The 25,011-nt window shown below is 35.6% G+C and carries 22 protein-coding genes; 15 read left to right on the top strand and 7 right to left on the bottom strand.

Annotated elements, in window-relative coordinates; genetic code table 11:
* Window positions 1–48 precede the first annotated feature (48 nt).
* On the bottom strand, window positions 49–1,467 hold the full coding sequence (uxaC, locus tag J3U59_RS06545) for a glucuronate isomerase (RefSeq protein ID WP_267333725.1): 1,419 nt from the start codon (window positions 1,465–1,467) through the stop codon (window positions 49–51).
* Window positions 1,468–1,483: 16 nt separating this feature from the next.
* The gene (locus J3U59_RS06540) at window positions 1,484–2,953 is read right to left on the bottom strand and encodes a mannitol dehydrogenase family protein (protein WP_267333726.1); all 1,470 of its coding nucleotides are present in this window, start codon (window positions 2,951–2,953) and stop codon (window positions 1,484–1,486) included.
* Between the two features lie 275 nt (window positions 2,954–3,228).
* On the opposite strand from J3U59_RS06540, the gene J3U59_RS06535 reads away from it, so the two are divergent.
* Window positions 3,229–3,990 carry a GntR family transcriptional regulator gene (locus J3U59_RS06535; protein WP_267333727.1) on the top strand — a complete coding sequence of 254 codons (762 nt, stop codon included), beginning with the start codon at window positions 3,229–3,231 and terminating at the stop codon, window positions 3,988–3,990.
* A 78-nt stretch (window positions 3,991–4,068) separates the two neighbouring features.
* Window positions 4,069–5,250 (top strand): mannonate dehydratase, encoded by a 1,182-nt coding sequence (gene uxuA, locus J3U59_RS06530; RefSeq protein ID WP_267333728.1) that lies wholly within the window; start codon window positions 4,069–4,071, stop codon window positions 5,248–5,250.
* A 158-nt stretch (window positions 5,251–5,408) separates the two neighbouring features.
* On the opposite strand, the gene J3U59_RS06525 is transcribed toward uxuA, so the two are convergent.
* Window positions 5,409–6,680 carry an MFS transporter gene (locus tag J3U59_RS06525; protein ID WP_267333729.1) on the bottom strand — a complete coding sequence of 424 codons (1,272 nt, stop codon included), beginning with the start codon at window positions 6,678–6,680 and terminating at the stop codon, window positions 5,409–5,411.
* Between the two features lie 426 nt (window positions 6,681–7,106).
* On the opposite strand from J3U59_RS06525, the gene J3U59_RS06520 reads away from it, so the two are divergent.
* Window positions 7,107–7,538 (top strand): DUF3597 domain-containing protein, encoded by a 432-nt coding sequence (locus J3U59_RS06520; RefSeq protein ID WP_267333730.1) that lies wholly within the window; start codon window positions 7,107–7,109, stop codon window positions 7,536–7,538.
* 89 nt (window positions 7,539–7,627) lie between these two features.
* Here J3U59_RS06520 and pth read toward each other — a convergent pair whose 3' ends face one another.
* Together pth and J3U59_RS06510 are read right to left on the bottom strand one after the other, a co-directional pair.
* Window positions 7,628–8,212, bottom strand: coding sequence for an aminoacyl-tRNA hydrolase (pth, locus tag J3U59_RS06515; RefSeq protein ID WP_065634721.1), 585 nt, complete (start codon window positions 8,210–8,212; stop codon window positions 7,628–7,630).
* Between the two features lie 78 nt (window positions 8,213–8,290).
* A complete protein-coding gene (locus tag J3U59_RS06510; RefSeq protein WP_065634720.1) occupies window positions 8,291–9,238 on the bottom strand; it encodes a ribose-phosphate pyrophosphokinase in 948 nt (315 codons plus the stop codon).
* Window positions 9,239–9,504: 266 nt separating this feature from the next.
* Here J3U59_RS06510 and trmB point away from each other — a divergent pair, with 266 nt between their 5' ends.
* The 11 genes from trmB to relA all read left to right on the top strand — a co-directional run bounded on the left by trmB (window position 9,505) and on the right by relA (window position 22,712).
* Window positions 9,505–10,209, top strand: a complete 705-nt coding sequence (gene trmB, locus J3U59_RS06505) for a tRNA (guanosine(46)-N7)-methyltransferase TrmB (protein WP_267346715.1) — start codon at window positions 9,505–9,507, stop codon at window positions 10,207–10,209.
* A gap of 18 nt (window positions 10,210–10,227) precedes the next feature.
* Window positions 10,228–10,953, top strand: coding sequence for an oxygen-insensitive NADPH nitroreductase (nfsA, locus tag J3U59_RS06500; RefSeq protein ID WP_267333732.1), 726 nt, complete (start codon window positions 10,228–10,230; stop codon window positions 10,951–10,953).
* Entirely contained in the window at window positions 10,950–12,101 is a 1,152-nt protein-coding gene (locus J3U59_RS06495; protein WP_267333733.1) for a histidine-type phosphatase, read from the top strand. The genes nfsA and J3U59_RS06495 overlap by 4 nt, the downstream gene beginning before the upstream one ends.
* A 711-nt stretch (window positions 12,102–12,812) precedes the next feature.
* The gene (locus J3U59_RS06490) at window positions 12,813–14,120 is read left to right on the top strand and encodes an MFS transporter (RefSeq protein WP_267333734.1); all 1,308 of its coding nucleotides are present in this window, start codon (window positions 12,813–12,815) and stop codon (window positions 14,118–14,120) included.
* A gap of 9 nt (window positions 14,121–14,129) precedes the next feature.
* Complete coding sequence (gene galE / locus J3U59_RS06485) at window positions 14,130–15,146, top strand: UDP-glucose 4-epimerase GalE (protein ID WP_267333735.1); 1,017 nt, start codon at window positions 14,130–14,132, stop codon at window positions 15,144–15,146.
* Window positions 15,147–15,190: 44 nt separating this feature from the next.
* Window positions 15,191–16,240, top strand: coding sequence for a galactose-1-phosphate uridylyltransferase (gene galT, locus J3U59_RS06480; RefSeq protein ID WP_267333736.1), 1,050 nt, complete (start codon window positions 15,191–15,193; stop codon window positions 16,238–16,240).
* Window positions 16,241–17,398 (top strand): galactokinase, encoded by a 1,158-nt coding sequence (gene galK / locus J3U59_RS06475; protein ID WP_267333737.1) that lies wholly within the window; start codon window positions 16,241–16,243, stop codon window positions 17,396–17,398.
* The gene (gene galM / locus J3U59_RS06470) at window positions 17,389–18,387 is read left to right on the top strand and encodes a galactose-1-epimerase (RefSeq protein WP_267333738.1); all 999 of its coding nucleotides are present in this window, start codon (window positions 17,389–17,391) and stop codon (window positions 18,385–18,387) included. Before galK ends, galM begins: the two co-directional genes overlap by 10 nt.
* 238 nt (window positions 18,388–18,625) lie before the next feature.
* A complete protein-coding gene (gene coaD / locus J3U59_RS06465; protein WP_267333739.1) occupies window positions 18,626–19,114 on the top strand; it encodes a pantetheine-phosphate adenylyltransferase in 489 nt (162 codons plus the stop codon).
* Between the two features lie 15 nt (window positions 19,115–19,129).
* The gene (gene rlmD / locus J3U59_RS06460) at window positions 19,130–20,458 is read left to right on the top strand and encodes a 23S rRNA (uracil(1939)-C(5))-methyltransferase RlmD (RefSeq protein WP_267333740.1); all 1,329 of its coding nucleotides are present in this window, start codon (window positions 19,130–19,132) and stop codon (window positions 20,456–20,458) included.
* 10 nt (window positions 20,459–20,468) lie between these two features.
* On the top strand, window positions 20,469–22,712 hold the full coding sequence (gene relA, locus J3U59_RS06455) for a GTP diphosphokinase (protein WP_267333741.1): 2,244 nt from the start codon (window positions 20,469–20,471) through the stop codon (window positions 22,710–22,712).
* Window positions 22,713–22,762: 50 nt separating this feature from the next.
* Here the strand turns inward: relA and folA are convergent, their stop codons facing one another.
* The gene (gene folA / locus J3U59_RS06450) at window positions 22,763–23,260 is read right to left on the bottom strand and encodes a type 3 dihydrofolate reductase (RefSeq protein ID WP_416379588.1); all 498 of its coding nucleotides are present in this window, start codon (window positions 23,258–23,260) and stop codon (window positions 22,763–22,765) included.
* Between the two features lie 14 nt (window positions 23,261–23,274).
* Window positions 23,275–24,339 (bottom strand): MJ1255/VC2487 family glycosyltransferase, encoded by a 1,065-nt coding sequence (locus J3U59_RS06445; protein ID WP_267333742.1) that lies wholly within the window; start codon window positions 24,337–24,339, stop codon window positions 23,275–23,277.
* 257 nt (window positions 24,340–24,596) lie between these two features.
* On the opposite strand from J3U59_RS06445, the gene J3U59_RS06440 reads away from it, so the two are divergent.
* Entirely contained in the window at window positions 24,597–24,971 is a 375-nt protein-coding gene (locus J3U59_RS06440) for a hypothetical protein (RefSeq protein WP_267333743.1), read from the top strand.
* Window positions 24,972–25,011: the final 40 nt, after the last annotated feature.

Genomic DNA, 25,011 nt, shown 5'->3' with positions numbered 1-25,011 from the left:
CAGTTAGTCAAACACGTAAAGTTTTACATATAGGGTTACATTGGCATATTATTGATGAATTTTAGTTTGAAAATAACGATGCGCATTATCAAAACAGATATTCCTAACCATATTCCCAACCAAATTAAAATCCGCAGGGATTTCACCATTTTCCATCCAACTACCGATCATATTGCACAAAATTCGCCTAAAGTACTCATGTCTTGTAAAAGATAAAAAACTACGAGAGTCAGTCAACATTCCCACAAATTGACTTAATAATCCCATTTGAGAAAGCTGCATCAATTGGCGCTGCATGCCATCTTTTTGATCGTTAAACCACCATCCCGAACCAAATTGGATTTTACCCGCCATATCCGAGCCTTGAAAATTGCCCACCATAGTAGCTATTACTTCGTTATCACGTGGGTTTAAACAATACAAAATGGTTTTAGGTAATTGATCGGTCAAATCTAATAAACCAAGCAGCGAAGATAAAGGCTCAGCTATTGGTCTATCACCAATAGAATCAAAGCCAGCATCGGGCCCTAGTATTTTAAACATTCGTTGATTATTATTTCGTAACGCGCCTAAATGTAATTGCATAACCCAGTTACGCTGATGATATTGCTTACCTAACCACACAAGAATAGCGGTGCTAAATTGGGCTATTTCTACTTCAGATAAAGATTGATTCATTAAACGCTTTGTTAGAATGTGATCAAGCTGTTTTTCAGGAGGAATGTCGGCATAACGCAATATTTCGATACCATGATCAGCTGCTTGACAATTATGTTGTTCAAAATGATCTAACCTTTTTGTCAAAGCACAAAGAAGTTTCTCAAAACTATTAATTTCAATATCAGCAGCTACACCCAGTTGAGCGATATAATCTGTAAATCCAGACAATTCAATTTTAAACACTTTATCAGGTCGCCAACTTGGGCGGACTTTAGTTTCAAATGCATTATCCAAACTAATTTTTTTATGATACTCAAGAGAATCAATTGGATCATCAGTTGTGCCTACTGCTTTGACTTTCATTTTCTTTAAAATGCCTTGAGTAGAAAATTCTTTTGTCGCCAACAGTTCGTTCGCTTGCAACCAAATTTTTTCAGCTGTGTTTTCATTAAAAAGAATATTTTTTATACCGAATGGGCGTTTTAGTTCTAAATGAGTCCAATGATAAATTGGGTTACCTAGCGTCAATGGCACAACTTTTGCCCAAGTAAGATATTTATCATAATCAGTAGCATTACCTGTGATTAGATTTTCATTAATACCCGCAGTGCGTAGTACTCGCCATTTGTAATGGTCTCCAGCTAACCAGATTTCTGCTAAATTACGAAAATTTTTGTTTTCCGCGATTTCTTTTGGTGAAAGATGGCAGTGATAGTCATAGATAGGTTGATCTTGAGCATAATCAAAATATAGCCTTTGTGCTGCATCAGTTTGTAATAAAAAATTATCATCTAAAAAACTTTTCATGCTGTCTTATCCAAAATTAGATTATTAAATCGTTGAGTGTTTGTTTTGCACCTTTATGCATCAAAGAAAGATAATGCTCACTCACTTTTTGTTTAAATAGTGCGTTTTTCGGTAAATCCGTTCCAAACACTGCATTAAGACTGAGCAAGGCATCAACTCTTTCAAGGCCGTCTGGACTAGATTTAACTAACCGAGTAAGTTCATTTAACATAGGATCGCGAACATCAATAGCCTGATTATTATCATCGACGCCCCCAACATAACGCATCCAAGCTGCTACACCTAAAGCCAGTAATGAAAAATCAGAATGATGACTAATATGCCAACGAATTGAATCAAGCATACGTTGTGGTAGTTTTTGTGTGCCATCCATAGCAATTTGCCATGTTCTATGTTTTAGTGATGGATTACTAAATCTTTCAATCAGTTTATTAGCATAGTGTTGTAAATTAACATTTGATGGAACATTTAAGGTTGGAGCTTGCTGTTGCAGCATTAATGATAAAGTCGCTTTTTTATAGTTTTTATCATTCATACAATCATTAATATGTTCATAACCCGCTAAATAGCCTAAATAAGCTAAAAATGAGTGACTGCCGTTTAACATTCTGAGTTTCATCTCTTCATATGGGACGACATCATCAACAAATTCAGCACCCACTTCATCCCAATTAGGTCGATTAGTCACAAAGTTATCTTCAATCACCCATTGGATAAACGGTTCACAAGCAATACCGCATGGATCATACATGCCACCTAAAGCATGTTCAATTTCTATCAACGTTTCAGATGTTGCAGCTGGTACAATGCGATCAACCATTGTACAAGGAAAGGTAGTATTCGCTTCAATCCATAAAGCTAACTGAGTATCACGAGCATTAGCTAAACCTAAAATCGCTTTTTTCAATACCAATCCATTTTCTGGAATATTGTCACAAGATAGTGCTGTAAATGACCTTAATCCTCGTTGCATTCTTCGATAAAGCGCTTCAACAATCACACCCGGAGCCGACATTGGCTTAGATGGATTAGCCAAATCAGCCTTAATCAGCGCGTTATTCAAATCTAAACCTGAACCACCGGGTAACATACAATAGCCTTTCTCTGTGACTGTTAATGATACAATCTCAACAACAGGATCAGCCATTTTTTCCAAAATAGTATCAATACCATCACTTGTCGCTAACAGTGATTCTTTTACACTACCAATAATAAATGCTTCTTTAGTCGTTGCGCCTTTTTCTAAAACCGTATAAAGATGATCTTGCTTGCGAATATCATCAATTAATTGTTCACCACCCACAATGTTAACTTCGCAAATCCCCCAGTCACTATTACCTCGATTCAATAATCGATCGGTAAATAAAGCTTGATGCGCGCGATGAAAAGCACCAAACCCTAAATGCACAATACGCGCGATCATGTTATTTCTGTTATAAGAAGGTTTATTTTGAATTGACGACGGAACATCTAATAAATTTAACATTTTTTCAACCATAGATAATTGTTTACCAATAATATTGGTTAAACATATTTTCACTTGTTAATAAATTTTTCACCTATATTTTTTATTTTTTGTGATTAAAATCACGTTTTTTGGTTTATTTTATAGTCGAAGATAACAAAATATTTATAATGAACACCAAAATTGGTATTCCAATTATAAAATTAGCGCCCATTATTTTATAAACAACTTCTGGTACTGATAATAATTAGCGTATAATTACACTAAATCAAAGTAAGAATGGGGATTTATAGATAATGCTTACTGTTAATCGGCTATATCAAGAAATTGGTAATGAGCTGAAATCATTATTAAAAAGTGGAACTTACAAATTAGGTGACCGACTACCACCTGAACGAGACATTGCCGAAGCATTTAGTGTAAGTAGAACAGTAGTACGTGAAGCACTAATTATGTTAGAGCTGGAAAATTTAGTCACAGTTAAAAAAGGATCGGGAGTTTATGTAATTGGTTTACCAGATGAAATCTTATCCGAAAAAGATAAAAAAATCGAAGAAGAAGATTTTGGACCATTTGAGTTATTGCAGGCAAGACAACTAATTGAAAGTAATATTGCCGCTTTTGCCGCGTCACAAATAGTTAAATCCGATATCATTGAGTTAAGATCAATCTTGGAACGAGAACGACAAATTTTAGAGCAAGGGTTAATTGATGATTATAGTGACGATGAATTATTTCATATCACGATCGCCAAAGCGACTAAAAACTCAGTTCTTGAGGGTTTATTACAGGATTTATGGCAAAGACGTTCAGCAAGTAAAATGTGGAATCAATTGCATAGTCGCATCACTGATCACAGTTATCGAAAAAAATGGCTTGATGACCATGAAAAAATTTTACAAGCTTTGCAAATAAAAGATGCGATGGCTGCGCGCCATGCAATGTGGCAACATTTAGAAAATGTTAAACAAACATTAATGACCGTTTCTGATAGTGAAGATCCAAATTTTGATGGTTATTTATTTGATTCTATTCCTGTTAACATTGTTAACCAATGAACAATATAAACCAACGTCATTTATCGATCTTTTAGCTATTGAAATATTAAATAAGCTAAAAATTTAAGGAGAATTTAGATGGAACAAACAATGCGTTGGTTTGGTCCTAGCGATCCAGTATCATTAGATGACATTAGGCAAGCTGGGGCAACAGGAATTGTGACCGCTTTGCACCATATTCCTAATGGTGAAGTGTGGCCGATTGAAGAGATTCAAAAACGCAAAAACATGATTGAAGAAAAAGGGTTAACTTGGTCAGTTGTTGAAAGTATTCCCATTCATGAAGAGATAAAAACACACACTGGTAATGTTGAGCAACATATTACCAATTATCAGCAATCAATTCGGAATTTAGCCGCCTGTGGTATTGATACTGTTTGTTATAACTTCATGCCTGTTTTAGACTGGACTCGAACCGATCTTGCTTACACATTACCTGATGGTTCTAAAGCACTCCGTTTTGACCAAGTTGCTTTCGCTGCATTTGATATTCATCTTTTAAAAAGACCTAATGCAGAAAACGATTATTCAAATGAAGATATTGACAGCGCAAAAACATATTTTGAAAAAATGACACAAGCAGATAAGGACAAGCTTGTTGCTAATATTATTGCGGGTTTACCAGGAGCAGAAGAAGGTTACTCTCTTGATCAGTTTAGAGCCCACCTTGCCACTTATGATGGCATTGACAAAAATAAACTGCGTGAAAATTACGCCTATTTCCTGAAAAACATTGTACCTGTCGCTGAAGAAGTCGGCGTGGTATTAACCGTACATCCTGATGATCCACCACGTCCTATTCTAGGGTTACCGCGCATTGTTTCAACTATCGAAGATATGCAATGGATTAAAGATACAGTTGACAGTATTCATAATGGTTTTTGTTTCTGTACTGGGTCTTATGGAGTTCGTCAAGATAACGATTTAGCCAAAATGGCTGAAAAATTTGCTGATCGTGTGCATTTTATTCATCTACGGGCAACAGTCCGAGAAGATAATCCACTCTCTTTCCATGAGGGAGATCACCTTGCTGGTGATGTTGACATGTACGCAGTCATTAAGGCTCTGGTTAACGAAGAACAGCGACGTAAAAAAGCAGGAATTAAACGTGCTATTCCCGTTCGTCCCGATCATGGACACCAAATGTTAGATGATCTGAAAAAGAAAACCAATCCGGGTTATTCTGCCATTGGTCGTTTAAGAGGATTAGCCGAAATTCGCGGTGTAGAATACGCGATTAAACGTGCATTTTTTGAATAAACCCGCTGTTAACACAATCAAAAATAAAGCCCATATAATGGGCTTTTTTATTATTATTGATAATCATAAAAAATAAAAAAGAGCGTCAACCGCCCTTTTGTTTTATGTTAGGATGTACTTCTTTATTTCATAACGAATATAATGATTTCTGTATTTAATTACTTTTGCTTACGCTGATACAACAGTGAACACATAACAATTGCCCCAACAATATCTAAAAAGCCCATAGTAATAAAAAAGGGTTTAAAGCCAATTGTTGCAACAAACTGACCAACAATAATTGTAAATAAGAAACTAGCAATCCAAGCCGAGCTACCACGCAAACCATTTACTGTTGATACTTCTTTACCATCAAAGTTTTCAATAACTTGAATAGTAAGCATGGCAGATAACATCTGATGTCCCCATGCACCTATAGCAATTAAAGCAATGGCAGCATATGGGCTTTGTGTTAAACTTGCAAACGCCATGGATAACATGAAAAAAGCAGCGCCAAGATAAGTTACACAAGCTGCATTAACACGAGACAAATTAAAACGCTTATTGAGCATACGCGAAAAATAACCGGAGGATAAACCACCAAAATCGGCAGCAAGGAAAGGAATCCAAACAAACATTGCCATCTCTTTTAATTGCATACCGCGTTCAGTTAATAAATAGTAAGGAACCCAAAAATTAACTGCCGCCCAAGCTGGTTCAGCTAAAAAAGCTGGAATAGCAATACCATAGAATTTTTTTTGCAAAATCACTTTTTTAATTGCTTGCCAGATGTTTTTGTTTTGTTGGCTCTCTGTGTCATCTTGATCGGATAAGATATATTTTCTTTCCGCCTCACTAATAGACCGACTTTTTGACGGCTCGCTGAAAAAGTAGAGCCATATTCCTGCCCAAATTAACCCAACAGAACCTGGAATTAAGAAAGCTAACTGCCAACCACCAAATTGGTGTATCGCATAAATAAGAGGAGGAGCAATCATGGCACCTAATGAAAAACCAACCATACTCCAACCATTAGCAATAGCGCGTTCCTTTTTAGGAAACCATAAACTAATAACTTTAGCATTGGCTGGTGCAACAACAGATTCAGCACCGCCCATAAAAAAACGTAAAATCGCTAATTGAAACCAAGTGCCTGCACCAGCATGAAGTATACACATAATAGACCAAATGATGACCATTATCGCAAAACCAACTCGTAAACCAATTACATCAATAAACCAGCCTACAATAGGTTGAAAAAGGGTATAAGCTAGTTGAAAAGCGCCAGTAATATACGAGTATTCTTTAGGTGTTATATTTAAATCACGTATAATTTCTTGAGCCATAATACCTAGTGCGTTACGATCGACATAATTAAGAATCACACCCGTTGCAAATAAAATGATCATTACCCAACGGACATATCCTCCTGATTTAAAAATGGAACTCATAATATACCTCTAGTTGTAATTTAAATTTCTAACATAAAAAAATTATGTAACACTGCATATTGGTAAACCAAATATTACAACTAATTTATTACATCGTATGCCAGATTTGTTCAAAATTGAGACAGTGATCACATTTTATATAGAATTGGTATAATAAATAATTTTAGAAAATAGTATTAATTATTTGTTACAAAACTAACTTATACAAGTTATTCAATAGATTAACTCATTAAAGCTTGAATAAAGATCGCTTTAAAAAATAGATATAGAGACTGAAATTGGTAGCCTAATTTTGAAAGATAAAAGCAGCAAATATTTATCTTTTTGACAGCGTTACTTTCAAACAGGTATACTGAAAAGGATATTATCTACATCTATATCGTTAAGCAGTTTTTTTAAAGCAGTTTAAACATAGGAGGATGTAATATGGGTATCTTAAATAATATTTTTTCTAAAATATTTCCAAGCGCACAAGCAGCAGCAACAAATGTTAACAATACGGTCAAAGACAAAGTAAATAGTATGACAGATGCTGCTAAAAACGCCGCCTCTGGCATTCAAACGGAAACACAACAAAATTCAGACCAAGCCAAACAAGTATCTCAGACTGATGTTATGTCAATTTTAGAGAATTTAGCGAACAAATATCCTGAAAAACTTAATTGGAAAACATCAATTGTTGATTTATTGAAGTTATTAGGTATCGATAATAGTTTAGAAGCACGAAAAAATTTGGCAAAAGAACTTAACTACCCAGGCAGTACCGATGATACCGCATCGATGAATATGTGGTTAATCAAAGAAGTAATGAAAAAAATCGCCGAAAAAGGGGGAGATGTTACCCATCTATTTTCTTAAGATTGTTTGATTCAACACAATCCACCTGATGCTAGGTGGATTATCATCCAATAAGACTTACCACTATAATAAGCTTAATAACCTTTCTTTCAGCCTTTAAAAGCATGTAAGTGGTTCATTGCACTTTCAATACCATCTGATAATAAAATCTCAACCGATCGTACCGATTCTTCTATCGCCTTATCAATAAGTTCTTGTTCGGGTTTAGAGGGTTTATTTAACACATAACCAACAACTTTATTTTTGTCACCCGGATGACCAATACCAATTCTGAGACGATAAAAATTTAAATTATTACCTAATTTGCTGGCAATATCTTTTAAACCATTATGACCGCCATGACTACCACCAAATTTAAATTTAGCAATACCTGGGTTAAGATCCAGTTCATCATGAGCGACTAAAATTTCTTCTGGTTTAATTTGATAAAAAGTTGCTAGTGCCTGTACCGCTTTACCACTTAAATTCATAAACGTAGTAGGGACTAATAATCTCACGTCATGACCACCAATGTTTATTCTAGCTGTATAGCCAAAAAATTTAGCTTCATTTTTTAAAGATTGATGATATCGTTCAGCTAAAAGATCAACAAACCATGCACCTGCATTATGGCGAGTTGCGGCATATTCATTTCCAGGATTGGCAAGTCCTACAATAAGTTTTATCGTTGTCATAATATTGGGATTATTTACTGATTTTTTTTAGAAAAAAGCCCCAATATAAAGGGGCTTGTCGTTCAATAATAAAATAAATTATTGATGGAACATCGCTGAAATTGACTCTTCGTTACTAATACGACGAATAGCTTCAGCAAGCATTCCAGATAGTGTTAATTGACGTACATTTTTTAATGCTTTTACTTCAGCAGTTAACGGAATGGTGTCACAAACAACTATTTCATCAATGGCAGAATTTTTAATATTGGTGACGGCTTTACCTGAAAAGATTGGATGCGTTGCATAAGCATAAACGCTTTTAGCACCACGCGCTTTTAATGCATCCGCCGCTTTACAAAGTGTACCGGCTGTATCAATCATATCATCAACTAAAATACAATCTCTATCAGCAACATCACCGATGATATTCATCACTTCCGCTTCATTAGCACGTTGACGACGCTTGTCGATAATAGCCATATCAGTATCATTTAAAAGTTTTGCAATCGCACGAGCACGTACCACACCACCAATATCAGGCGATACGACAATCGGACGTTCAAACTCGCGTTGTAACATATCTTCTAAAATAACCGGGCTACCAAATACGTTATCCACAGGTACATCAAAAAAACCTTGAATTTGCTCTGCATGAAGATCAACGGTTAATACCCTATCAACACCAACTGTTGATAAAAAGTCAGCAACAACTTTAGCTGTAATAGGCACTCGCGCTGAACGTACACGACGATCTTGCCTTGCATAACCAAAATAAGGAATAACCGCCGTGATACGACCAGCAGATGCACGACGCATTGCATCGATCATGACTAATAATTCCATTAGGTTATCATTGGTAGGCGCACAAGTTGATTGAATAATAAAAACATCTTCACCACGGACGTTTTCGTTAATTTGTACATTTACTTCTCCATCGCTAAAACGACTAACAACAATATCACCAAGAGAAGTATAAAGACGATTAGCTATACGTTTTGCCAGCTCCGGTGTAGCATTACCAGCAAAAAGCTTCATATCAGGCACGAGAAATCCTCAAGCATGTTATAATGATTACTTATAAGTAATCGGTTAAATCGGGGTAATAATTATATAATCATTTACAGAGTATGCTCAACCACATTATAAAAATTTATTCAAAAATTTTTATATGTATCACAATAATAAATAGAAAAACATATCAATAATATGTTTTCTTGAAGTGAATCAAAAATCAGTTAAACTACTTTCTAATTATAAACCTTAATGAGTAAACAAATTTGGCAAACCGCAACACAAAAATAGACAACGTGATGAATGAACAATCCATGATAAATAACAATGAAAATATTAAATCAAAACGAACTATTCGAAGTTTTGTATTACGACAAGGTCGTTTAACTAAAGGCCAGCAACAAGCATTAGAGAATTTATGGCCTGTATTTGGTATTGACTATAATCCAAACGTTACTATAGGTTCAAATAATAACAAACCCTTTGTGTTAGAAATTGGTTTTGGTATGGGGGCATCATTGGTTGAAATGGCCAAAAATGCGCCGACTAAAGATTTTTTGGGGATTGAAGTGCACAAACCTGGAGTGGGTGCTTGTTTGATGGCGATTGAAGAAAACCAATTATCTAACCTAAAAGTCATGTGTCATGATGCCGTTGAAGTCTTGAATAATATGATAGCAGATCACTCGCTTGATAAGGTGCAAATTTATTTTCCCGACCCTTGGCATAAAGCAAGACATAATAAACGTAGAATTATTCAACCTGAATTTGTGCAATTAATACAAAGAAAATTAAAGGTTGGCGGTATGTTACATCTTGCTACCGATTGGCAACATTATGCCGAACATATGCTTGAAGTATTAACTCAAGCAGAAGGTTTTAAGAATTTATCATCAACGGGTGATTATATTCCCAGACCAGAAGATAGGCCAATTACTAAGTTTGAAAAAAGAGGTCAAAATTTAGGGCACGGGGTTTGGGACTTACAATTCATAAAAAAATAGTTATATAAAGGAGCCATTATGCAAAACCAAACAATTGATTTAATTTGTCAGCACCGTTCAATTCGTGCTTATAAATCCACCCCCTTAACTCAAGCGCAAATTGATACAATTGTTACAGCTGCACAATCGGCTTCAAGTTCTAATTTTTTACAATGCGCTACGATAATACGCATTACTGATAGTGACAAACGTGAAAAACTTGCTCACTACACAGGCGATCAGTGCTATGTTAAACAAGCACCCGAATTTTGGGTATTTTGCGCTGATTTCAATCGACACTTTCAAATTAATCCAACAATCCCCCTTGAAAGAGCAGAACAACTTTTAGTTGGCTGCATTGAAACTGCGCTCATGGCACAAAATGCAGTGATTGCAGCTGAATCTTTAGGCTTAGGCATAGTTTATATTGGTGGCTTACGTAATAATATTGATAACGTTACAGAATTATTAGCCATCCCTAAATATGTTTTGCCTCTTTTTGGGTTATGCATTGGCTATCCAGACCAGCACCCTGAAATAAAGCCAAGACTTCCTAAGCCTTTGGTATTTTTCGAAAATCAATATCAATCAATAGATAAAACTCTATTGGCACAATACGATACACAAATGAATGATTATTACAATCACCGTAGTACCCATCAAAAAACAGGTGGTTGGAGTGATAAAATTGCCGAAACGATTATAAATGGGCAACGAAGTTTTATTTTAGATTATCTACACAAGCAAGGTTGGATCACAAAATGAGTAACTCGCATTACCAATTGGAGAAAGTTGTTATACTAAGTCGTCATGGTATTCGTACAGCTTTACAAAATACCCTAGAATTTATTGATCAAGCTACCCCCTATCAATGGCCCAAATGGGACCATCCTTATGGTTATCTAACAACCAGAGGAGGAGCATTAGAAGCCTATTTTGGTCACTATCTGTCACAATGGTTAGAAAAACACAACATCAAAATAACCAATAATAGTCATGACTTGTTTGTCTATGCCAATAGCTTACAAAGAACCGTTGCGACAGCGCAGTTCATTGTAGCCGGCGCCTACGCTGGTTGTGATATAACTATCAATCATAAATACCCTATTGAAAGAATGGATCCAATTTTCGATCCAAGTTTAGAAGAAGATTCAGCACAATTTAAGCAAGCCGTTTTACGTGATATCGAGCAAGCAGATAAGGCTCAATCAATTTTTAAAAACTTAGCGCCGGCTTATCAAATTTTGTCTGATATACTCGATTACAAACAATCTGAGCTATACAAACAATATCAGTGTGAATTAGCCGATATCCCATTAGAACTCTATTTTAAAAAGAATGAAGAACCAGCGTTATTGGGTGCCTTAGCTGTTGGCATTAGTGTCGTTGATTCTTTTTTATTGCAATATTATTCAGCGTTTCCTAAAAATCAAATTGCATGGGGTAAAATTGATAGCTTAGAGCAGTGGCAACAAATTGTGCAGATTCGTAATCAGTACATTAACTTAATTTGCCACACCAAAACACTCGCTACACGCGCAGCAGCCAAATTGATCAATATGATTGATGATCTAATGCAGCAACAATATACGGTCAATTTATTAGTCGGTCATGATAGTACAATCGCATCACTATTAGGCGCTTTAGATTTTGAAGAGTATCAACTACCTCATCAATATGAAACCACCCCTATTGGCGGTAAAGTAATTTTTCAACGCTTCAAACACTCGCTAACAGGCAAGCATTATTTTAAAGCTGAATATGTTTATCAAAGTTTTGAACAACTTTATACAGGACAAGCGCTCGATATCAATAATCCACCTGAACATTTTCAGCTAAAACTCAAAAATGCATCACTCAACTCTGATGGGTTTTATGATTGGAGCGATTTTGAAAAACGTATCCATGTTTAATGCTAAAAAGTATAAATAACCTTAGTGCCCATTCCGCCAACAAAATTGGCGGAATAGTTTTATCAAGCCATAGCTAACTTTAACGTTTATAGTTATGTTAATTGCTCTATTGATAAACTTTATAAAATCACGCAGTAAAATAAAAATATATACACGAACAAAACCAATTGAAAATTGCATATTATATTAGCTCACTCAACAGATAATCTGTATTTTCCAACAAAAATTTTTATTAAATGTCTGAAATGGTATGCCTAAAAACTAGCAATAACTAATCTATATTTTGATCTCGTTATGGCTTATATTTTTCAAAATAACGCCTTTTTTGACTTGGTAACGATCTTTACCCTTAATTAATCTGCTTTAAACAATGTAATCGCTATCATAAAAATACAATTTTAAGTCATAACTGATTTTATCCTAATGAAAAATTCAGTTTAATAAAAATAGCTATTATTATTCTATAAATAACAGTATAGATAATAGTAGATTTAGCATTAATACAGCATTTTAAAAAAACTCAATAATGTAATTTAACAAATTAGTAACATAAAATAATGTAATCGATTTCACAAAATGTTATCTAGATCACTTTTTTTGAAAAAGCAAGATGATATTATCCTTAAAAACAGATGGCTTTTTGTACTTACTTTTAATGTAAACGATATGCAAATAACGTGTTCATTGAAAGATTAGCAAAGGAAGTTGATTATGAATCAAAAAATAACCTCATCCCTTTATAATAAAAATTACTGGGTATTTACGCTTTACTTTTTCCTTTATTTTTTCATTATGGGGGCCTATTCGCCATTTTTTCCTGTATGGTTAAAAATGAATGGGTTAGATCAAGCCGAAACAGGATATGTGTTCTCATTTATTTCATTATTTGCGCTTCTTTTTCAACCTTTCTTTGGGTTAATCTCGGATAAACTCGGATTAAAAAAACATCTACTGTGGATTATCACATTACTATTAGTTCTATTTGGCCCCTTTTTTATTTTTGTATTGGGACCACTACTTCAATTTAACGTTACTTTAGGTGCTATAGTTGGGGGACTTTATCTGAGTGTGGCATTTAATTGCGGTTCACCATCAATAGAAGCCTTAGTTGAAAAAATCAGTCGACGAAGTGGATTTGAATTTGGTCGATGCCGTATGTTTGGTTGTTTTGGTTGGGCAATTTGTGCTTCATTTGTTGGTATTATGATTTCAAAAGATATCAATGCCGTTTTCTGGTTATGTTCAGGTTTTGCAATTATCTTATTGTTTTTAGTTAAAATAGCCGATCCAGCCAAAACAACAACGACCGACGTTGTTGAACAAATGGGACTTAATAAACCAGAACCGTTCAATTTGAAACTTGCGTTTAACTTACTTAGCATGAGTAAAACATGGTATTTTATGCTTTATATTATCGGTGTTGCCTGTACTTATGATGTGTTTGATCAGCAATTTGCTAACTTTTTCACTTCATTTTTCAAAAGCGAACAAGTGGGTCGTGAAGCGTTTGGTTATGTCACAACGCTTGGGGAATTTTTAAATGCGACTGTCATGTTTTTTGCACCAATTATTGTCATGAAGATCGGTAGCAAAAATACTTTATTAATAGCTGGAGCGATTATGTCGATTCGTATAACCGGTTCAGCATTTGCAACTAACGCAATTGAAGTTGTTATTTTAAAAACATTACATATGTTCGAAGCGCCATTATTATTGGTTGGTGCATTTAAATATATTACTAAACACTTTCCTATTCGATTATCAGCAACAGTTTATTTAATTGCATTTTGTTTTGCAAAACAACTCTCTATTATGTTTATGTCCACCTTTGCAGGTCTAATGTATGTTAAAATTGGCTACGAAGGCACATATTTAGTCCTTGGCGCAATCGCATTAAGTTTTACATTGATTTCGTCATTCAGTTTATCTGGACGCGGTCCTTGGGATATCTTTAAAAGACTAAACAGTGAACAAAATAAAGATCAACAAGAACTCAACAAAAATATAACGTTAGATTAAGGTGTTAACATGAAAATATTAGTAACAGGTGGTTGCGGGTACATTGGAAGTCATACATGTGTACAATTAATTCAATCAGGTTACACACCGATTATTATTGATAACCTATTCAACAGCAAAGCTTCGGTATTAGATAGAATTAAACAAATTACTGGTCATAGTGTCAGTTTTTATCATGGTGATATCTGTGACCAACAATTATTAGAAAAAATATTTGCTGAGCTTGATATTCAAGCAGTTATCCATTTTGCTGGACTAAAAGCCGTGGGGGAATCGGTATACAAACCGCTTGAATATTATGAAAACAATGTCTATGGCAGTATTGTGTTAATGAAAGCAATGCGAGCTGCGGGTGTAAAACAGTTAATATTTAGTTCGTCAGCAACCGTATACGGTGAACTCGCACCAGTTCCCTATGTCGAGACATTACCACAAGGTTTACCAAGTAGCCCGTATGGAAAAAGTAAATTAATGGTTGAACAATGTATGATGGATTTAGCTGTTGCTGAACCAGACTGGTCATTAACTTTATTACGTTACTTTAATCCTGTTGGCGCACATCCAAGCGGATTAATGGGTGAAGATCCACTCGGTATTCCCAATAACCTAATGCCTTATATCACCCAAGTTGCTGTAGGAAAACGTGAGTCACTTGCTGTTTTTGGTAATAATTACCCGACAAAAGATGGCACTTGTGTTCGTGACTTTATTCACGTGGTCGATTTAGCTGATGGACATATCGCTGCACTTAAAGCTGACCAACATAAAGCAGGTGTACATATTTATAATTTAGGTTCAGGTATTGGCTATAGTGTCTTAGAAGTTATTAAAGCTTTTGAAAAAGCCTCTGGTAAACCACTCAATTGGCACTTTGCTCCTAAACGTGCAGGTGATTTACCCGCGTTTTGGGCTGACGCAAAAAAAGCAGAACAAATTTTAGGTTGGAAAACCAAATTAACACTTGATGATATGGTAAAAGACTCGTGGAATTGGCAATCACATAACCCACAAGGCTATCCAGATTAAACCATATAGCATCAATCATAAGAAGAAAGATAAAAGAGGCAAAAATGGCTATTTTTAATCCTGTTGATCACCCTCATCGTCGTTATAACCCATTGACTAATCAATGGGTACTTGTCTCGCCACATCGAGCCAAACGACCTTGGCAAGGCCAGCAAGAAACATTAAATCAAGAACAAAAACCCTGTTACGATCCAAACTGCTTTTTATGCCCTGGGAATAAGCGAGTGACGGGTGATATTAATCCTAACTATACTGGAACCTATGTTTTTACTAATGATTTTGCCGCATTAATGGTAGATACGCCAGAATCACCACAAAGCCAAGATCCGTTATTCCAGATCCAAAGTGCTAAAGGTACTAGCCGCGTTATCTGTTTTTCGCCCGATCACAGTAAAACACTTCCCGAACTCAATTTACCCGCTATTGAAGGCGTGATTAAAACTTGGATAAGTCAATTACAAGAACTGAGCCAACATTATCCTTGGGTACAAATATTTGAAAACAAGGGTGCGGCAATGGGTTGCTCTAACCCACATCCACATGGACAAATTTGGGCCAATAGCTTTATCCCCAATGAAGTTGCGCGTGAAGACCTAAATATGCACCATTATTTTGAAAAATATCACCAAAATTTATTAGTCGATTATGTGCAAAAAGAGTTAACGTTGGGTGAACGAATTGTGGTAGAAACAGCACATTGGCTTGCCGTTGTCCCTTTTTGGGCCGTGTGGCCATTTGAAACACTATTATTACCCAAAACGCATATTGCGCAATTAACTCAGTTAAATAATGACCAGCAAATAGATTTAGCTATTGCGCTCAAAAAACTAACAAGTCGCTACGATAATTTATTTCATTGTTCTTTTCCTTATTCAATGGGTTGGCACGGCGCACCATTTGTGGGGGATAACAATGATTATTGGCAACTACATGCACATTTTTATCCACCTTTGTTGCGTTCAGCGACGGTAAAAAAATTCATGGTTGGTTACGAAATGTTTGCCGAAGTGCAACGAGATTTAACCCCCGAACAAGCTGCCGAAAAACTGCGCAACGTAAGTGATGTGCATTATAAAGAGCAAAAGGATAAGTAAATGAAAGCATTAATTGATAGCACTACACAAGTATTTGAAAGCCAATTCGGTTATCAACCCGATACCTTTATACAAGCGCCAGGGCGCGTAAACTTAATTGGTGAACACACCGATTACAATGATGGTTTTGTTCTACCCTGCGCAATTAATTATCAAACAGTGATAAGTTGTCACAAACGTTCAGATAATATTATACGTGTTATTGCTGTCGATTATGATAATCAACAAGACCAATTTTCTCTTGATTCGTCCATTGAAAAACATCCTGATTACCAATGGGCTAACTATGTGCGAGGTGTAATAAAACATCTTAAAAACTATACAAATGCTATCCATGGCGTCGATTGTGTCATTAGTGGCAATGTCCCCCAAGGTGCAGGTTTAAGCTCGTCAGCATCGCTTGAAGTTGCCGTCGGTAAAATGTTACAAGTCCTTTATCAGTTACCTTTTGATGGCACAAAATTAGCCTTAATTGGCCAAGAAGCCGAAAACCAATTTGTCGGTTGTAATTGCGGCATTATGGATCAATTAATTTCGGCACTAGGACAAGCTCAACATGCACTATTAATTGATTGTCGTTCACTGACAACCAAAGCAGTGAAAATGCCCAACGATTTTTCTGTTGTCATTATTAATTCTAATATTAAACGGGGATTAGTTGATAGTGAATATAATACTCGTCGTAAACAATGCGAAGCGGCTGCAAAAGCACTAGGTGTTAAGGCATTACGTGATGCATCGTTAGCTGATCTTGAAAAAATTAAAACCACCTTAGATCCAACAGTATTTAAACGTGCACGCCATGTCATTACCGAAAATGAACGCACTGTTCAAGCGTCAAAAGCACTTGAAGCCAAAGATTATAAATTATTATCTGCATTAATGGCAGCAAGTCATCATTCAATGCGTGATGATTTTGAAATTACGGTTCCTGCTATCGATTATCTTGTCGAAATTATTCATGATGTAATTGGCGAACAAGGTGGCGTTCGCATGACTGGCGGTGGCTTTGGCGGCTGTGTGGTCGCACTGGTGGCAAAAGATAAAGTAAACAGTGTTAAAACAATCGTTAATGACAATTATTCTAAAAAGTTTGGTATTAAAGAAACAATTTATGTTTGTGAACCTAGTGAAGGAGCCCACGTTTTATGCCAATAAAACAAATTATTACATTAACAAACCAACAAGGAATGACCATTAAGGTCTCTAATTGGGGGGCAACTTGGTTATCATGCTTAATACCTGTAGCAAGCAAGCATCGCGAAATACTGCTGGGCTGTCAATCACTAAACCAATATCAACACCAAGATGCTTATCTTGGTGCGACTATTGGACGTTATGCAAATCGCATTGCTAATGCAACTATCGATGTCAATGGTCAACACTATTTACTCACCGCCAACCAAGGGGTAAACCTACTTCATGGTGGACAATGTGGGTTTGATAAAAAAATTTGGAACATTGAATATCAATCAGCTCAAAAAGTAATATTTAACTTGATATCGGCTGATGGTGATCAAGGCTTTCCCGGTGAGCTGAAGGTGATTGTGACCTATTATTTAACTAATGAAAATGAAGTCATTATCGATTTTCAGGCAACAACTAACAAAACAACACCAGTAAACTTAACTAATCATGCTTATTTTAATCTTGATGGTGATTTGAGTAACAGTGTCCTTGCACATACATTAAAAGTTAATGCAAATTTCTATTTACCGGTTAATAGCGCAGGGATTCCTTATCATAACTTAGCTGATGTTGGTCAATATGACATGGATTTACGACAAGCAAAACAATTGTCTGATAGACTGCTCGAAAGTCCCGAACGGCAAGTGACAGGCGGTTATGATCATGCTTATTTACTAGATAAAAGCAAAGCTATTGCTGCACAGCTGATATCATCAGATAAAAAAGTTTTAATGAATATCAAAACCACTAAACCTGCATTACAAGTCTACACTGGTAATTTTTTACAAAATACGCCTAATCGTCATAATGATGTATATAGCAACTTTGCGGGTATTGCATTAGAAGCACAATTTTTACCCGATAGCCCGCATCACCCACAATGGCCACAACCAAGCTGCTATTTGCAACCCAATGAAGTGTATCATCACCATATAACCTATCAATTTATCACAACGTAAAAACGACTTATTTGATTAAAGTACATGACAGTAATACTTAATTTTTACCCATAACCCACCAATTAAAGAAAAAGCAACTTTACTCTTTTCACCAATTTTGGTATACCATTAAATATAAGAAATTAAGGTGCACCATATACACCAAAATAAAAACAGTAAGTTTTTACCAGCTTAAACTAACAATCTGGCATAAAATTAGGTATGATATTTTTAATATGTCCTAATGGATAACCTGAACATGAAAAGTAAAACTTTAACCGCTATTTTTCCTGGTACTTTTGATCCGATCACCAATGGTCATATTGATCTTATTACCCGAGCGTCGCAATTATTTCCACGTTTAATTATTGCTGTTGCACAAAATCCTAATAAAAAAACGCTTTTTACACTAGATGAACGCGTCAATTTAGCATCTAGCGCCATTGAGCATTTACTTAATGTTGAAGTCATTGGCTTTGATAATTTAATGGCAGATTTTGCCCAAAAACATAATGCGACCGTGGTTGTCCGTGGTGTAAGAACCACGCATGACTTTGAATACGAAAGGCAACTGGCCGAAATGAACCGCGCACTAAAACCCGATTTAGATACGATATTTTTAATGCCATCTATCGCAATGGGATTTATTTCATCAACTATTGTAAAAGATGTTGCTTTTCATGGTGGTGATATTTCAAACTTAGTGCCTTTACACGTTAAAACGGAACTTTTAAAGCGCTTGACATAATTTAAGTAAGTTAATATGGTTAATTTTTATACTCCACCTAAAAAGAAATTTATTCCGCAAAAATTGACTGTAACAGTCTCAACGTTAGATGCCTTCGGTCAAGGGGTAGCCAATCATAATGGCAAAACAATTTTCGTTAAATCTGCGCTACCTAATGAAACAGTTGATATTCAACTTACGGAAGATAAAAAAAATTATGCCAAAGCAACCGTCATTAAATATCATAACCAAAGCCAAGATCGCCTTAAACCGCCATGCCAATATTATCAAAAATGTGGTGGCTGTGACTTACAGCACATATCACCACGCGTGCAACAACAAGCTAAATATCAAGCATTAATTAATTTGTTAAAAAAAGAGAGTGGCGCAACATTAGATAATGTGCTTAACGATGCCCCTATTATTATTGCCGATCAACCTTACGCTTATCGCAGAAGAGCCAGATTATCTATCAACCTGATCAAAGGTGTACTTTTTGTTGGTTTTAGACAAGCAGAATCAAATCAAATAATTAATATTAAACATTGTCCTGTTTTAGTTGATAAGTTAAATAACTTACTGATTCCATTACAACACTGCTTAACTAATATTAAACAAAAAAAATCACTAGGTCATATTGAATTAATCTCGGTAGATAGTGGGGTAATTGTTGTATTAAGACATATTAGCCCGATGGATGAGCAAGATACCAAATTATTACGACAATTTGCTCAAGAACATAACATTTCACTCTATTTGCATGGCGATAAACTTGTTCATATTACCGGTGATAACCAGCATTATTATCAAATCAATAAGTTAAAATTAACCTTTAGCCCTCTAGATTTTATTCAAGTAAACAGTAAAATTAATCAAAAGATGATTAACCAAGCACTTGAGTGGCTAACATTAGAGCCGACGGACAACGTTTTAGATCTATTTTGTGGAATGGGTAATTTTTCATTGCCGATGGCAACATTAAGTAAATCGGTCACAGGCATCGAAGGTGTTAAAGCACTGGTTGAAAAAGCACAATTCAATGCCAAATTAAATCGCAGTGAAATACGTGCAGATACCCAATTTTTAACCAGTAATTTAGAGGATGAGCAGCAATTTTCAACATGGAATCATTTACAATTTGAGAAAGTTCTATTGGATCCCGCTAGAGCAGGTGCTTTTAATACTACCGCCCAAATTGTAAAAATATCACCTAAAAAGATCGTTTATATTTCGTGCAATCCGGCTACATTAGCCAGAGATTGTAAACAATTTATTGCTAAAGGATACAAGATTGCTCAAGTCGCAATTTTAGATATGTTTCCACAAACCAAGCACATTGAATCAATGTTGCTGTTAACGAAGTAGGATCATAATTATGGTATCTATTAGAGGAGCCCACCAACAGAGCGAAGAACACTATTCTCTTGCTCAGTTTGATGTCGAACAATGGGCCAAACAAGAACTGTTACTAACTAACCCGCAATCTTATGAAAAATTTAAAGATGTCTGGGATTTCTGTTTTGAAAATAGTGCAGGTGCACCTGAGCAGCTGTATTGTTTCAAAAGTGCCATTGAAATGGTTGAAATTTTATCAACCTTAAGTATGGATGTTAACAGTTTAAGTGCTGCGTTATTGCTACCTTTCTTAGAATCTAAGATTATCCGTCGTGAAGATATTCCAGAAGATTTTGACCGCGAAATTACCCATATTATTTCAAGCATCATCCGAATGAAAGACTTGCGACAACTACGTGCAATTCGTAACGGTAATGCGACAACAGAACAAATCGATAGTATCAGGCGTATGTTACTGGCGATGGTAAATGATTTTCGTAGCGTTGTAATCAAAATTGCTGAGCGTATCACTTACTTACGCAATTTAATGAATGCCCCTAAAGAAGAGCAAGTCCTTGCCGCTAAAGAGTGCTTTAATATTTATGCGCCACTGGCCAACCGATTAGGTATTGGGCAATTAAAATGGGAATTAGAGGATTTTTGCTTCCGGTATTTATATCCTGACCAATACCGCATGATCGCAATCAAACTACAAGAAAAGCGATTAGACCGAGAATTATATATCAATAAATTTGTTAAAACTTTACAGGATTTAATGAATCAAGATCATATTCATGCCGAAGTTTATGGTCGTCCAAAACATATTTATAGCATTTGGCGAAAAATGGAGCGTAAGCATTTACAGTTTGAAGAGCTGTATGATATTCGAGCGGTACGAATTATTTGCGATCGCGTTGAAGATTGTTATAACGCACTGGGTATTGTACATAGTCATTACAAACACATTGCTAAAGAATTTGACGATTACGTAGCCAATCCCAAACCCAATGGCTATCAATCTATTCATACGGTTGTTTATGGCCCACAAGACAAAACTATCGAAATTCAGATTCGTACCGAACAAATGCATAACGATGCTGAACTCGGTATTGCTGCACATTGGAAGTATAAAGAAGGCACTACTGACAAGATGACGGCTTATGATCAGCGCATCTCTTGGTTACGACAACTATTAACTTGGCAAAAAGAGATGTCAGAAAGTGGTGAAATCCAAGAAGCAGTAAGAAGCCAAATTTTTGATGATAGGGTTTATGTATTTACACCTAAAGGTGATGTGGTTGATTTGCCAGCGGGTTCAACACCGCTTGATTTTGCTTATCATATTCATAGCGATGTCGGCCACAGATGTATTGGTGCCAAAGTAAATGGGCGCATTGTCCCCTTTACTTATATGTTAAAAATTGGCGATCAAGTTGAAGTCATTACGCAAAAACAACCTAATCCAAGTCGTGATTGGTTAAATCCTAATACAGGTTTTGTCAATAGTAGCCGTGCACGTGCCAAAATTCAAGCTTGGTTCAAAAAACAAGATCGTGATAAGAATATTGCGGCTGGTCAACAGATACTTGAAAACGAATTAGAACCGCTGAATATTAGTATCAAAAGCGTTGAAAAAATTCTTATCGCAAAATATAACGCCCATTCATTTGATGAAGTTTTAGCGGGTATTGGCAGTGGTGACATCAGAATTAACCAACTAGTTAACTTTATTAACGCGCAATTTAATAAGCCAACAGCGGAAGAAGAAGACGAAGCGGTATTAAAGCAAATTTCGCAAAAATCGACCGCTCAAACCAAAAATACAACAAAAAGTGGTGAAATCATCATTGAAGGCGTAGGTAACTTAATGTATACCATTGCTAACTGTTGTCGTCCTATTCCAGGTGATCCTATTGTTGGTTTTGTCACCCAAGGTCGAGGCATTTCAATACATCGAGCTGATTGTGAACAATTGCAAGAGTTAAAAAATCATGCTCCGGAACGCATAACAAGTGCAGCGTGGAGTGAAAACACCCAATCAAGCTATACCATGATTGTTAGAATTATAGCTAATGATAGAAGTGGCTTATTACGCGATATTACCACTATTGTTGCTAACGAAAAAGTCAACGTATTAGGTGTATCAAGTCGCAGTGATACTAAACAGCAATTAGCGACAATTGACATGGATTTACAAATTTTCGATCACGACTCACTTAATCGTGTACTAAATAAAATTAAGCAATTACCCGATGTTGTTGAAGCAAAACGCTTTCAAGGATAACCCTTGATTTAATTGCCACATCAATTAATGCTGTGGCAATTTAGCGATAGTTAAACTTTTTCTAAAATCTCAAATTGATAATGATAAGGATTTTTTTCATCAGCAAAGCAATTTTGGCAATAAACTTGTTGCCATTGCCGAACCAAATAATCGGGGAAATAGGTATCACCCTTTAAATAGGCATCAATATGTGTTAAATATAACCGATCGATAAAAGGTAAAACTTGCTGATAAATATTACCGCCACCAATAATAAAGACTTCATCGGCAAGCTGATCTTTAGCTATAGATAATGCTTCGTCAATTGATTTTACCCAACTTACATTATCAGAATTATGTTCTAACTGAGCTTGTCGACTGATAATAATATTATGTCTATTGGGTAAAGGACGACCAATAGACTCATAAGTCTTGCGTCCCATAATAACCGGTTTATGTAGTGTGTTTTTCTTAAACCAAGCCAAATCTGCCGGTAAATGCCACGGCATTTGATTGTTAAGACCAATGACACGATCTTTCGCCATAGCAACAATAATGCTTAAAATCATTTTTATACCTTTACTTACACATATCCTAAGGATTTTATCTTCTGATTGACATTTTCAGGAAATATCGTTTGACTCCAAAGCCGTTCACTTAACGAAAGTAATGGCTCTTTTTGCCCTGAAACGATCCAATTAGCAAGTTCAGTTGCGACATCTGGATAGATGATTGGTTTAGGAGAAGGCAAACTAAGCCAATATTTAAGTTTGATATTATTCAAACTTTCCATCACCGTAGCCATATCTAACGCTTGTAAACATTGAGCATTATAGATCTGTTCAAATTGCCCCGATACCGGTTTAGTTAAAATCTTTTTACCCAAAACTAACGCTTCTGAAATTAAAGCAAAGCCAGTATTTGCAATGATTCCGGAACAACTGACTAAAGCGTGCGTAAAACTATCTCGACCGAGTGGTTGAAAAAGAATATTACCGTGCTGTTCAACGTGTTTAATATCCGGATGGAAACAGATAAATTGATAATTTGGAAACTGCTGCAATAACACAGTAATTTCATTTAATGCTTCAAATGGTAAGTAAACAACGATATTGCCATTTTCACTTGAGGCAACCTCAAATGAATCAATCATTGGCGGTATCAATTTGTGTCCAAAATGAAACCAATGTAACCCAATGGGTTTAGTCACTGGTGCATAATACTTCATAATCACATTGGCTATCAATCCATATTCTTTAGGTTTAAGATATTGACACACCGCCTGATTACTAATCCCTAAACAATCACGATGTTGATAATGCGCAGCCCAAGCACTAACTGGCTCAAAATCACTGATAACACAATCATATGTCGATAAATCGAGTTCACGCACATCTTTAATTAAACGAAAAGCGCGAATCCGTTGTACGGTTTTGCGAAAATTAATCTTACCATTTAACGTCGCAAACGAAACACCGCGATAGGTTTTATAATTACCAAAAACTTGCATATCAAAATAGTCTTTAGGATCACGTCCACTGAAAATATAATCAACATCAGCCCCTGCTTTTTTAAGTGCATTGGCTAATGTTCTACAACGACTGACGTGGCCATTTCCTGTTCCTTGAACACCAAAGAGAATTTTCATATCGTATGATTTGTCGATTTAAAGTTAGGTAAATATAATAACAGAACAGTAAGCATTTATCTTTCTTATTTTATATCAAAAGACCCAATAATTAGACTATAATTTTACGCAGTAGTCGTTAACCAGTCACTTATCAATAATTAAATAAACAATTTGAATTAAATCAGATAAAGTTAACAATTTTAAAAAAGTATAAATTTACTCCTTTTTCGGGTAGAATAAACAGATAGTTTGTTAGATGAATAGTGAGATAGAATATGTCATTAAGAATCAACAATAAGGCTTATACTATTATTGCATTATCCGCAATACTTGTATTTTTGCTGAGTGTTTCTACATGGCATTTGTCTAAAAATTATTTTCAATCTTCTACGCGTTGTAACTTGGCACATCAAACGGCAGTTAACCTAAAAGAGAGCAAGCGTCACCATAATACGACTCAATCTAATCCCAACTCATCAATTCCAAACAAATATCAACAACTAAACCACTGCCCAACATGTAGCTCACTTGTTACTAACTATTTTTTTTCCTTTGATTATGCCATTAAAAGTAAACAGTACCGACCAATAACATTTATACCTGTATATAAAGAAAGTATTCCTGAGTTAAAACCACCAAAAATTGCTTAATAGTATTTATCAAACACAAGAAGTAAGTAATTCACAGTCA

The sequence above is a fragment of the Gilliamella sp. B3783 genome (assembly GCF_026536125.1).
Classification (GTDB): domain Bacteria; phylum Pseudomonadota; class Gammaproteobacteria; order Enterobacterales; family Orbaceae; genus Gilliamella.
This window is presented reverse-complemented; position numbering and strand designations above follow the sequence as displayed.

Coding starts and splice junctions, on each gene's coding strand:
- galM (WP_267333738.1), top strand. CDS start 17,389: ATGCCAATAAAACAAATTATTACATTAACAAACCAACAAGGAATGACC.
- coaD (WP_267333739.1), top strand. CDS start 18,626: ATGAAAAGTAAAACTTTAACCGCTATTTTTCCTGGTACTTTTGATCCG.
- galE (WP_267333735.1), top strand. CDS start 14,130: ATGAAAATATTAGTAACAGGTGGTTGCGGGTACATTGGAAGTCATACA.
- trmB (WP_267346715.1), top strand. CDS start 9,505: ATGAATGAACAATCCATGATAAATAACAATGAAAATATTAAATCAAAA.
- J3U59_RS06540 (WP_267333726.1), bottom strand. CDS start 2,953: ATGTTAAATTTATTAGATGTTCCGTCGTCAATTCAAAATAAACCTTCT.
- J3U59_RS06440 (WP_267333743.1), top strand. CDS start 24,597: ATGTCATTAAGAATCAACAATAAGGCTTATACTATTATTGCATTATCC.
- galT (WP_267333736.1), top strand. CDS start 15,191: ATGGCTATTTTTAATCCTGTTGATCACCCTCATCGTCGTTATAACCCA.
- galK (WP_267333737.1), top strand. CDS start 16,241: ATGAAAGCATTAATTGATAGCACTACACAAGTATTTGAAAGCCAATTC.
- J3U59_RS06535 (WP_267333727.1), top strand. CDS start 3,229: ATGCTTACTGTTAATCGGCTATATCAAGAAATTGGTAATGAGCTGAAA.
- nfsA (WP_267333732.1), top strand. CDS start 10,228: ATGCAAAACCAAACAATTGATTTAATTTGTCAGCACCGTTCAATTCGT.
- J3U59_RS06490 (WP_267333734.1), top strand. CDS start 12,813: ATGAATCAAAAAATAACCTCATCCCTTTATAATAAAAATTACTGGGTA.
- J3U59_RS06520 (WP_267333730.1), top strand. CDS start 7,107: ATGGGTATCTTAAATAATATTTTTTCTAAAATATTTCCAAGCGCACAA.
- uxuA (WP_267333728.1), top strand. CDS start 4,069: ATGGAACAAACAATGCGTTGGTTTGGTCCTAGCGATCCAGTATCATTA.
- J3U59_RS06525 (WP_267333729.1), bottom strand. CDS start 6,680: ATGAGTTCCATTTTTAAATCAGGAGGATATGTCCGTTGGGTAATGATC.
- J3U59_RS06495 (WP_267333733.1), top strand. CDS start 10,950: ATGAGTAACTCGCATTACCAATTGGAGAAAGTTGTTATACTAAGTCGT.
- J3U59_RS06445 (WP_267333742.1), bottom strand. CDS start 24,339: ATGAAAATTCTCTTTGGTGTTCAAGGAACAGGAAATGGCCACGTCAGT.
- uxaC (WP_267333725.1), bottom strand. CDS start 1,467: ATGAAAAGTTTTTTAGATGATAATTTTTTATTACAAACTGATGCAGCA.
- pth (WP_065634721.1), bottom strand. CDS start 8,212: ATGACAACGATAAAACTTATTGTAGGACTTGCCAATCCTGGAAATGAA.
- relA (WP_267333741.1), top strand. CDS start 20,469: ATGGTATCTATTAGAGGAGCCCACCAACAGAGCGAAGAACACTATTCT.
- rlmD (WP_267333740.1), top strand. CDS start 19,130: ATGGTTAATTTTTATACTCCACCTAAAAAGAAATTTATTCCGCAAAAA.
- folA (WP_416379588.1), bottom strand. CDS start 23,260: ATGATTTTAAGCATTATTGTTGCTATGGCGAAAGATCGTGTCATTGGT.